The 9,953-nt window shown below is 47.8% G+C and carries 9 protein-coding genes; 7 read left to right on the top strand and 2 right to left on the bottom strand.

Annotation, left to right across the window (positions count from 1 at the left end; all coding sequences use genetic code 11):
* Nucleotides 1-563 precede the first annotated feature (563 nt).
* Nucleotides 564-1,034, top strand: a complete 471-nt coding sequence (gene rsd, locus KDK14_RS12050) for a sigma D regulator (RefSeq protein ID WP_257265371.1) — start codon at nucleotides 564-566, stop codon at nucleotides 1,032-1,034.
* Between the two features lie 57 nt (nucleotides 1,035-1,091).
* Here rsd and KDK14_RS12045 read toward each other — a convergent pair whose 3' ends face one another.
* Complete coding sequence (locus KDK14_RS12045) at nucleotides 1,092-1,775, bottom strand: FKBP-type peptidyl-prolyl cis-trans isomerase (RefSeq protein ID WP_257265370.1); 684 nt, start codon at nucleotides 1,773-1,775, stop codon at nucleotides 1,092-1,094.
* Between the two features lie 520 nt (nucleotides 1,776-2,295).
* Between KDK14_RS12045 and KDK14_RS12040 the strand changes: the two genes are divergently transcribed.
* On the top strand, nucleotides 2,296-2,844 hold the full coding sequence (locus tag KDK14_RS12040; RefSeq protein WP_257265368.1) for a hypothetical protein: 549 nt from the start codon (nucleotides 2,296-2,298) through the stop codon (nucleotides 2,842-2,844).
* Between the two features lie 791 nt (nucleotides 2,845-3,635).
* Nucleotides 3,636-5,579 (top strand): ATP-binding cassette domain-containing protein, encoded by a 1,944-nt coding sequence (locus tag KDK14_RS12035; RefSeq protein WP_257265367.1) that lies wholly within the window; start codon nucleotides 3,636-3,638, stop codon nucleotides 5,577-5,579.
* 56 nt (nucleotides 5,580-5,635) lie between these two features.
* Here KDK14_RS12035 and KDK14_RS12030 read toward each other — a convergent pair whose 3' ends face one another.
* The gene (locus KDK14_RS12030) at nucleotides 5,636-5,869 is read right to left on the bottom strand and encodes a cell division protein ZapB (RefSeq protein ID WP_257265366.1); all 234 of its coding nucleotides are present in this window, start codon (nucleotides 5,867-5,869) and stop codon (nucleotides 5,636-5,638) included.
* A 305-nt stretch (nucleotides 5,870-6,174) separates the two neighbouring features.
* Here KDK14_RS12030 and KDK14_RS12025 point away from each other — a divergent pair, with 305 nt between their 5' ends.
* From KDK14_RS12025 to KDK14_RS12010, 4 genes are all read left to right on the top strand, one after another.
* Nucleotides 6,175-6,399 carry a hypothetical protein gene (locus KDK14_RS12025; protein ID WP_257265365.1) on the top strand — a complete coding sequence of 75 codons (225 nt, stop codon included), beginning with the start codon at nucleotides 6,175-6,177 and terminating at the stop codon, nucleotides 6,397-6,399.
* Between the two features lie 391 nt (nucleotides 6,400-6,790).
* Nucleotides 6,791-7,936: a homoserine O-acetyltransferase gene (locus tag KDK14_RS12020; protein ID WP_257265364.1), complete on the top strand. Its 1,146-nt coding sequence runs from the start codon at nucleotides 6,791-6,793 to the stop codon at nucleotides 7,934-7,936.
* Complete coding sequence (metW, locus tag KDK14_RS12015) at nucleotides 7,933-8,535, top strand: methionine biosynthesis protein MetW (protein ID WP_257265363.1); 603 nt, start codon at nucleotides 7,933-7,935, stop codon at nucleotides 8,533-8,535. The genes KDK14_RS12020 and metW overlap by 4 nt, the downstream gene beginning before the upstream one ends.
* Nucleotides 8,536-9,061: 526 nt before the next feature.
* Nucleotides 9,062-9,814, top strand: coding sequence for a hypothetical protein (locus KDK14_RS12010; protein ID WP_257265362.1), 753 nt, complete (start codon nucleotides 9,062-9,064; stop codon nucleotides 9,812-9,814).
* The last annotated feature ends 139 nt before the right edge of the window (nucleotides 9,815-9,953 follow it).

The raw sequence follows: 9,953 nt of genomic DNA, 5'->3' as shown, positions 1-9,953 counted from the left end.
TGATTGCGGTGGAGCATCTGAATATGTGGAAGTTATTTACAGACAATTCCTTAGTAGCCCTGAGAAAGGAATCACTGGGAATAGCGCATCATAATTAGCTAACCATATGAAATCATATTGTGTCGGCACTCTCGGCAACTGCTCCTGAATCCATGCAGTCGTGCTTCGTTACAACTCCGGTCGCATAGTTTCGGCTATGCTCCCTCCGTTGTGCCTCACAGTACCAGCCCAAGTAGCCAGAAATATTCGATTCCTTATGCCCAGCTCCTTAGTGAGGATGTTTGAAGTCATTTGATATTGGTCATTAAAATAATTTTTTTAAATTAAATAATATTTTTTTAGTTGAAAAAGTAGTTGTTTTGCCAAGAAAACACCCTGAAACCATTGAATTCATAACGTTCCTGTAAAACTTGCATTTTCAAGTGTGTTGTGTTTTGGAAAAATAAACGCTTGCCGCAAAAAAATCACTGTCATAACCTAGCATCTGAGCTGCCTGACACAGGCGCTTACGAGGTCCCCATTCACGCAGAAGAGATCTAATTGTTAAAGAGGAACTGTCTATCATGCTGGAGGGTTGCCAAACGGCCAGAGAACGTTGGGGAGGTGTATCAGAAATTATTGATCGCTGGCTCAACGAGCGTCAGGAGCTGATCGTCTTATACTGCTCCATCAATGGAATGGATCAATTTGATGATGACAAACGTCCGGTAGTCAGTAAATTGAAGGAATTGTGCCAGATTCTGGTGGATTATGCCTCAGCTGGGCATTTTGAGGTTTACGAGCAGTTGATTCAGGAGGCCCGAGAGTTTGATGATGGGGGAGTTGAACTGGCTCATACGGTGCTGCCAAAGCTTGAAGAGAATACTTCAAGATGTTTGAAGTTTAATGACAGTTGTGAATCAATTAGTTCGCTGCAAAAACTTCAGGTTGCTGTATCGGAATTAGGTGAAACTCTGGCAGAGCGTTTCAGTCTTGAAGATAAACTGATCGAATCGCTGCATGAATCTCACCGGGAAAGGCTTGCAGAATCTTGATGTCCCCATCTGGGGAGCACAAACTGTATTCTGACCATGTAGTCGTCTATTCAAGCATCAACTGCTTTTGCTTACATCCCTCAGCTCCACCTTGAAAATAATGGCTTCATTGGGCCCAATGATTCCCGGAATACCGGTGGAGCCATATGCCAAAGTCGAGGGAATAAAAAGCTCCCAGGTTGAGCCTTCAGGCATTTTCTGTATCCCTTCTGTCCAGCCTGCAATAACCCTGTTTAACTGGAAAGTTGCGGGTTGGTCTCGAGAGTATGAGCTTTCGAAGAGCGTTCCATCTATTCGGCGACCTTCATAGTGAACGGTTACAAGATCAGTAACGGATGGCTTCATGCCATTGCCTTTTGTGAGTACCCGGTACTGAAGACCACTCTCCAATACAATAATCCCTGGTTTTTTACTGTTGTTTACCAGAAAAAGCTGGCTTTTTTTCAGGCTTTCCCGGGCAGCTTTCTGGTACTTGGCCTGTTCAAGGTCTTGCTTTTGAGCCTGAGCCAGATCTACAAAGTAGGAGACTTCATCCGGTGACAGCTGTAAAATCTGGTTACCAATATTATCCTCTACCCCCTTGATAACAGTGTTAACATTGATTCCATCAAATTTTTTAAGTTGCTCTGCCATGGATACCCCAAGGCTGTAACTTAGTTTCTCGCTTTCTGTCTCCAGATCGGCAAATGAGCACAGTGAGCATGAGAGCAGGATAAGGCTGGCAAGCGCTTTGAAAATCATATTGACACCCTTTCTGATAAATCCTGGTAAGTAGTTAACCAAATGAAATCATATTTTTTGACCAAGTTGTCAATCACTCTACAGCATTGCAACTCCGGTCACATAGCTACGGCTATGCTTCCTCCGTTGTGCCTCGTATAGTACTAGCCCACGTAGCCAGAAATATACGATTCCATATGGCCAGCTACTTACATTCTTTGCAGTACAGTAAACTCTGGCCCCTATCATTTAGTAAATTGGTTTTTTTGGCAACCCCGTTGGAGTTTTATGTAATGAAAAACGCCCTATTTAAAGTGCTTTTTGTGATAATACATAAGAAAAATATACGTCTCCTTCTATCTATCTATTCAAGGAAAATATAATTTCATCAGCAAAAAAATTAAGAGAAAGCTAAAAAAAAATTTGCAGATGACGAATAAGCACTCTATGTTGGAATTAAAACTGGGTATAAATTATTCAGTTTTTATTACGATGTGCTGACTACTAGTCGATTGGTTAAATTACAACGAGGGAAGGCCCAATGCCTGCAACAAGGAAGACTGCAGCTAAAAAGACCACTGCCAAGAAGGTTGCCGCTAAAAAAGCTGCTGCTAAAAAAGCTCCTGTTAAAAAAGCTCCTGTTAAAAAAGCCACTGCCAAAAAGACTGTTAAAAAAGTCGACATGGTAAAAAAGTGGGAAAAGGAAATCGATGCACTGAAGAAAAAGCTTAAAAAAGCTGAAGACGCGCTGGAGAAGGCCCTCGCAAAGGCTGCTGCTAAAAAAAGCACTGCCAAGAAAAAGGTAGCTACGAAGAAGAAAACGGCTGTGAAGAAAGCCACCGTCAAAAAGGCAGCAGCCAAGAAAAAGACAGTAGTCAAGAAAAAAGTGGCGGTTAAAAAGCCAGCTACCAAGAAGAAAGTTGTAGCCAAGAAGAAGTCAGCAACTAAAGAGAAAGTAATAGCCAAGAAAAAGCCCGTAGCCAAAAAGGCAGCTGTTACGCCCAAGGCTCCTGCCACACAGGCTGCAGCTGAAAAGCAAGCTCCCGCCAGAGAAGCACCGGCAAAAAAGTCTCCTGCCGAGAAAAAGTAAATTTGTTGATAACCTGCAGTCTTTAAGGGGGATTTTTTCCCCCTCCTTATTTTTCATCTCCACTCATTAAAATACCCAATAGCCTATTCAAGACTGTTTGCTGCGGTTCCAATAAATTGGTCTGAAATTCCTGATTTTTTCGTCAACCAGCCCCGTTATTCACCTCAAAAAACCAATTTTTTATCATTAATTTTCTACTGTCCTCGCTTCGGGGACGACTGCATGGATGCAGGAGCTAGAGCAACGCTGGAGCAGTTGCCGCGTAGGGCAGTCTATTCTCGGACAGCCTCCTGGTCGGGCGCTATTCTCGGACAGCCTCCTGAAGCAACGCAGGAGCATTTGCCGAGAGTGCCGACACAAGGAGTCAGAAATACATGATTTCATACGGTTAGCTACTTACGGAATCACCAATTCATCTTTCTTTAAAGAGCGTTAAAAAATGCCCTGCGACGCTGTATCATTAAGATCATGGCCGCAGTGAGCAATATCAGAGGGATTGAACAAGGTGTTTAATGTCCAGTCTTTTTATCCACGGATTATTTTGCCTTTTTTGAGCTGACGGTTTATCCACGGACTTTACTGCTTCGATGAAAAGTAGCCAGGAGGCTGTCGGAGAATAGCCTCCTTGAGCAACGCAGGAGCAATTGCCGAGAATGTCGGCACAAGGAGTCAGAAATATATGATTTCATATGGTTAGTTACTTATCACTTGGCAAAAGCAGCAATATGTTTTTTTCGGTGTCATGGTAGCTAACGGTTATTTGATCGGACGAACACAATCATACTATGTCAATGATCACATTGAATTCCATCAGCCTGTTAAGGTCTGGCAAGCTCCTCCTGGAGAATGCATCAACAATCATCCATTCGGGCCAGCACGTTGGCCTTGTGGGTGCTAATGGGTGTGGCAAATCAAGCCTGCTGGCGTTGCTGACAGGAGATTTACCACCGGATAAAGGTGAGCTGTCGTTCGATAAGGGGCGTGGCCTGGCGCATATGGCCCAGGAAATTGATGTCCTGGACCGTAATGCGGTGGACTATGTACTGGATGGTGATGGAGCGCTGCGCCGGATCGAGCAGGCGATTACTGAGGCAGAAACCGCAGGCAAGCACGAAAAACTGGCCGATCTTCATGAGCAACTGCTCCGTGCCGATGGTTACACAGCCCGTTCCCGGGCTGAACAGTTGTTGCATGGATTGGGTTTTAATCACCAGGTACTGACAAAAAATGTCCGCGACTTTTCCGGTGGCTGGCGGATGCGCCTGAATCTGGCCAGAACATTGATGTGCCCGTCAGACATCATGTTACTGGACGAACCCACCAACCATCTGGATCTTGATGCCATTGTCTGGCTGGAAAACTTTCTGTGGCGGTACTCTGGAACCTTGCTGGTTATCTCCCATGACCGGGATTTTCTCGATGCCATTACCGATCACACACTGCACATAGAACATCAGACACTGTTCCAGTACCGTGGCAACTATTCCGCTTTTGAACACCTGCGCGCGCAGCGACTGCAACAGCAGCAGGCAGCCTTTGAGAAGCAGCAGAAGCTGCGGGCCCATATGGAAAAATTTGTTGAGCGCTTCAGGGCCAAGGCAACCAAAGCCAAACAGGCGCAAAGTCGCCTGAAGGCGCTGGCAAGGCTTGAGGAAATTTCAGCGGCCCATGTGGATGCACCATTTTCTTTTTCTTTTCCAGAAGCGGATAAGATGTCTGCACCACTGCTGGTACTGGATACGGCGGAACTCGGTTATGGTAATAAGCCATTATTAAAACTCAGCATCAACATTCAACCTGGCAGCCGTATCGGGCTGCTTGGTGCCAACGGTGCGGGTAAGTCAACTCTGATCAGAACGCTTGCCGGGGAGTTGCCATTGATTTCGGGCAAGGTTCATCAGGGAGAGCACTTAAGCATTGGCTATTTCGCCCAGCACCAGCTGGAGAGTCTTGATTTCAATGCCAGCCCTTTGCTGCATCTGCAAAGGCTTTCTCCACAGGCCAGGGAGCAGGATTTGAGAAACTTTCTTGGCGGCTTTGGTTTTCATGGGGACAAGGCCCTGGAGTCGATTCAGGGGTTTTCCGGTGGTGAGAAGGCGAGACTGGCCCTGGCGATCATTGGCTGGCAGAAGCCAAACCTGTTGCTGCTTGATGAGCCAACCAACCATCTTGATCTGGATATGCGTCTGGCCCTGACCATGGCCTTACAGTCATTTGAGGGGGCAGTGATTCTGGTTTCCCATGACCGTAACCTGATTCGCAGCACCACCGATGAGCTTTATCTGGTTCATGATGGCCGGATGGAAGCGTATTCAGGCGACCTTGATGACTACAGCCAATGGCTGGTTCAGCTTCGCTCCAGGGAACGTAATGAATCCCGAAATGCCAGAAGCACAGAAAATGGTGGAGAATTCGCCGGTTCTTTACAACAAAACTCACAACAGAAGAAAGACATACGACGCCAGGAGGCTGAACGACGTAAAGCCCTCAGGCCTTTGAGACAAAAAGCAGAGCAACTGGAAAGTCAGCTGGAAGACCTGCAATCCTCATTGGCACAAGTTGAAGAGCGGCTCTCAGACCCCTTGATCTACGAAGAGACGGCCAAAGAGAAACTGAAAGAGCTGCTGACCCGACAAACAGCACTTAAACAGCAGACTTCAGAAATAGAAGAAGCATGGATGGAAGCCCTGGAAGCCATCGAAAACGCCGAGACTGATTTGTCAACTGGCTTGTAATACTGTCTTGTAAAACCGGCTTGTAAAAATTGCGGGGCATTGATGCCCCCATAATTTTAAGCGACAGCTTCATGCTCGCTGTCTTCTTCCTCAGTGACAATATCCAGTTTACCCAACAGGGCAGTGACACGCTCCCCCCATGCGGAGAGTTCCTGCTTGAGCTGGATATTCTCTTCTTCAAGTCGGGTATTGGCAGACCTGAGGTCTTCTACTTCCATTCTCGACAGTTCCAGTTTGTCAATCAGGTTCTGGAGTCTTGATTCAAGTTGGCCTAGGGATTCAATAGACATAACGACATATGCACCGAGAGGTCTGTGAAAAGTATTTAATAGTTTGCACTATTGCGGAAAGTTACGATAGCACGTTTTTATCGGTTTTGATCACAAGAGTTTGCCGCCATCAAGAATACTTCAGTAAAGCCTGACTATACTAGGTTTAATTCAAGATAATCGTTGAATTTGTCGGTATCAGTACGATGCATTTTAAAGCAGAGCAATCTGTTGCCTTGTGGGCTCATTCCGAATGAAGCGTCATTGCAGGAAAGTCCTTCACAGGAAGACAAGTACCCAGAAGCCTGTTGCTTCGGGAGTTCCAAATGAGCAATATTTCTCAGCCCTGTGCCAGAATTATTTCAGCCTTGAATGTTGAAGATGAGGCGATTCGGGCCTTCTATATTTCCCTGATCAACAATCAAAGTGTTGATGAATACATTAATGAACGACACCTGCACTTTTGCTCACGACAGGTTGAAGGCTACTTTTTGAGCCATGTCCTGGCGTTGACGGAACTGGCTTTGGAGTTACCTGTCGTCAGGACGTAATGGCGGGTTTAACCCGGGCTCTTCATTGTTAATGGTCAGTTATCAATCCCGGATAGGCTGACAAAAAAAAATGAAGAGGATACACTGCCCGCAATTTGTGCTGCTCTCGCCGTTTCTGTGAGAGCGTTCTTTGCTGATAAATAACAAGCTTTGAAAGCCATAGTGAACAACCTTCGATAAGGTCAAGATAACGTTACTGCGGGTCGGGAATGCGTAGAAAGGCACCTCCCGGGAGGCTGTCATCCCGGGATTGCACAGGATCCATATCACGGGGAGGTGAATGCCCGGCAAGATGGCTGCCGGATGGACTGTGTACACAATGACAGCGGTGTAACAGGTTTAATTGCATCCCGGCTGTATGCTATGGCCAAGAAAGATAAACAGGAAGTTTATGCCTGAATTGATTCCTGCCGATTCGGTTGGTCTCGTAGCGCCCCTGGCGATACCCTTTGATCAGCCCCTGTCGTTGAACTGTGGCGAGCAGCTGGAAGGATTTCAGCTGATGGTGGAAACCTATGGCGAGCTGAATCAGTCCCGCTCCAACGGGGTACTGATCTGCCATGCTCTCAGTGGCCACCATCATGCCGCAGGCTATCACACCATGGCAGATCGTAAGCCCGGCTGGTGGGATAACTTTATTGGCCCGGGAAAACCCATTGATACCCGCCGGTTCTTTGTGGTGGCGCTCAATAATCTGGGAGGGTGTCATGGAAGTACTGGCCCAACCAGCATTAACCCCGAAACGGGCAAACCGTATGGCCCGGACTTTCCGGTGGTCACTGTTGCAGACTGGGTAAATAGCCAGGCAATGCTGGCGGACCATCTGGGTATTTCCCAATGGGCCGCGGTTATTGGCGGGAGCCTTGGCGGGATGCAGGCACTGCAATGGAGCATTGCCTATCCCGAAAAACTGCGCCATGCCGTCATCATTGCGTCAGCAGCCAGACTGTCTGCCCAGAATATTGCCTTTAATGAAGTAGCCCGGCAGGCCATCATGTCCGATGACCAGTTTTCCGGTGGTCGTTACCTGGAACAGAACAGCATACCCCGCAAGGGGTTGGGGCTTGCCCGAATGGTGGGGCATATCACTTATCTGTCCGACGATGCCATGGGGGCCAAATTCGGTCGGGAGCGGAAAAATGCAGGTTTCAGTTACGATTATAATGTGGAGTTCCAGATAGAAAGTTATCTTCGTTACCAGGGTGAGCGTTTTTCCGGAAGCTTCGATGCCAACACCTATCTGTTAATGACCCGGGCACTGGATTACTTTGATCCTGCCGGTGATTATGGCAACAGCCTGCCAGAGGCGCTGAGCAGGGCAACCGCCGGTTTCTTTCTTGCTTCATTTTCAACCGACTGGCGTTTCTCGCCCGAACGCTCCCGGGAGATGGTCGATGCATTGATGCGGGTGGATAAGGATGTGACGTATCTTGAAGTGGATGCTCCCCAGGGGCACGACGCTTTTCTGATGAATATTCCCCGCTACGTGCGGGGCTTGTCAGCCTATTTGCACCGGGTAGCCGAGGAATGTCCATGAGCCGGGGGGATTTTGGGGTTATCAGGCAGTGGGTTGCACCGGGCAGCCGGGTTCTCGACCTGGCCTGTGGTGATGGGCAGCTGTTACACCAACTGCAGCGCGAGAAGCAGGTCAGTGGCTATGGTCTGGAAATTAATGCCCGGAATATTGAAGCCTGCATTGAGCGGGGGGTAAACGTCATTGAACAGAACCTGAATCGCGGTCTGGGGAATTTCAGGGATGGCAGTTTCGATACCGTAATTATGACCCAGGCACTTCAGGTGATGCACTTCCCACACCTTGTGCTGGAGGAGATGCTCAGGGTAGGACGGGAATGCATTGTCACCTTTCCCAACTTCGGGCACTGGCGCTGCCGACTCTATCTTGCGGCCTATGGCCGCATGCCGGTCTCGAAGTTTATGCCATATACCTGGTATGACACCCCCAATATTCACTTTTGTACCTTCAGAGACTTTGAAGCGTTGTGCCGGGAGAAAAACTACCGGGTATTGAAGCGAATGGTGGTGGATCAATCGTATAACAGCGGGTTGGCAGGCCGTGTCTGGCCAAACCTGATGGGTGAAGTGGCCATTTATCACTTGGGAACGGTCATGAAATAACTTCACATTTCTACAGACGCTCCCCGAAACGCCGAAATTGCCTGTGCTTTTGCGGGGCAGTGGGAAGCGGGCGGCGACCTTTTCCAGGAGTGATTAAGCAGCGGGTGACGACATTTTCCGGACTGAGTAAAGTGATGAAGTTTTTCCGGGACAAATCCTGAGCGTGTATCTGGTCATATTTGATTCTCAGGATTTTCGGTAAAAGACGTTGCAATCTCGCTGTATGGTCTACACTAAGTTCCTTCTTGCCAGAAAAACAATCAAATTATGGACTCCATTTCAATCTCTGGTACATCCTCACTCCGGCAACTTGGAATACTGCCAGGAGGCTTTTCGAGAATAGCGCCCGGCTGGGCTTACCCGTAGCGAGGACGGCAGAAATTGAGGATAAAAATTCGCAGGGCTATTTGCCGAACGAAAGCGGATTTTTAGACCAATTTGCTGTCGCCGCAGTAAGGTAGCCTATTCTCGGACAGCCTCTTGGATAGCTCGGAAAATACACAACACTTTATTTAGGATCAAGAGCATGGCTGGCATTTTCGGTAAATCACTTTGCACACCTTCAGTGTGGTCCAGGATCAATCTCCCCATTCGAACAGGTAAAGCCCTTATTGATTCCATTGCTGCCTCCGGGGTATCGGCAGCCCGACTGTCCAGCGTACCGCCAGAGAGTGACAAAAAAGTACAAGCGTTTGGCAAGCTGATCAATGTTCAGCCTGATGACAATAAGGCTGGCAATACTAAAGCCACCTCATTGGATTGTCGGGCCGGGTCTCCAGACCCGAAGCCAAAAAGTCTCCGGGAGCGGCTCATAGGCGATTATCACGCCAATCCACACCTGTACAATTCCTTTCATCGGATATCGTTGAATGCAGACAATAGCGTTCAACTTGCTGATGGCTGTGCACAATTTGTCAAGTGCAATAAAATGGGTCAATGGGAAGTCACTGAAAGCTGTGTTCCGGAAAAGTACACTTTGCACATTACCAACCTGAAAGATGCTTCTGACAACCATCAGCGCAGCAAGCCAGATTGCAAGAACATTGCGGTCGATTTCAAAATCGTTGATGGGAGAAAAACCATGACTTTGGAGGCACCAGTAAAAACGCGACCAATAATTACCTGTTTTTCCAAACTTGTTTTTGATCAAGATCCGTTCAAATTGGTGTATGGTGATTCACTCCCCCCCCTTGGCATGGACGAATTATTTGCCAGAGGCAAAAAAACTCAGGAATCAGACAACGAGTTCTACGAGATGTCCGGAGCCGAACATAAATAACCAACGTTCATGACTATTTGGTGATCCCGGGAGGCTGTCCGAGAGTAGACTGCCCTACGCGGCAACTGCTCCTGCATTGCTTCAGGAGGCTGTCCCGGAATAGACTGCCCTACTGCGGTGGCAGCAAATTGGTCTAAAA

Origin of the sequence: Endozoicomonas sp. ONNA2, assembly GCF_024606365.1 — a bacterium.
GTDB lineage: Bacteria > Pseudomonadota > Gammaproteobacteria > Pseudomonadales > Endozoicomonadaceae > Endozoicomonas.
Note: the sequence above shows the minus strand (reverse complement) of the source record. Positions and strands in the feature narration are given on the sequence as shown.

Bases quoted from the DNA above. Each gene is read 5' to 3' on its own strand.
- KDK14_RS12010 (WP_257265362.1), top strand. From the start codon at position 9,062: ATGGCTGGCATTTTCGGTAAATCACTTTGCACACCTTCAGTGTGGTCC.
- KDK14_RS12035 (WP_257265367.1), top strand. From the start codon at position 3,636: ATGATCACATTGAATTCCATCAGCCTGTTAAGGTCTGGCAAGCTCCTC.
- KDK14_RS12045 (WP_257265370.1), bottom strand. From the start codon at position 1,775: ATGATTTTCAAAGCGCTTGCCAGCCTTATCCTGCTCTCATGCTCACTG.
- KDK14_RS12020 (WP_257265364.1), top strand. From the start codon at position 6,791: ATGCCTGAATTGATTCCTGCCGATTCGGTTGGTCTCGTAGCGCCCCTG.
- KDK14_RS12040 (WP_257265368.1), top strand. From the start codon at position 2,296: ATGCCTGCAACAAGGAAGACTGCAGCTAAAAAGACCACTGCCAAGAAG.
- KDK14_RS12025 (WP_257265365.1), top strand. From the start codon at position 6,175: ATGAGCAATATTTCTCAGCCCTGTGCCAGAATTATTTCAGCCTTGAAT.
- rsd (WP_257265371.1), top strand. From the start codon at position 564: ATGCTGGAGGGTTGCCAAACGGCCAGAGAACGTTGGGGAGGTGTATCA.
- KDK14_RS12030 (WP_257265366.1), bottom strand. From the start codon at position 5,869: ATGTCTATTGAATCCCTAGGCCAACTTGAATCAAGACTCCAGAACCTG.
- metW (WP_257265363.1), top strand. From the start codon at position 7,933: ATGAGCCGGGGGGATTTTGGGGTTATCAGGCAGTGGGTTGCACCGGGC.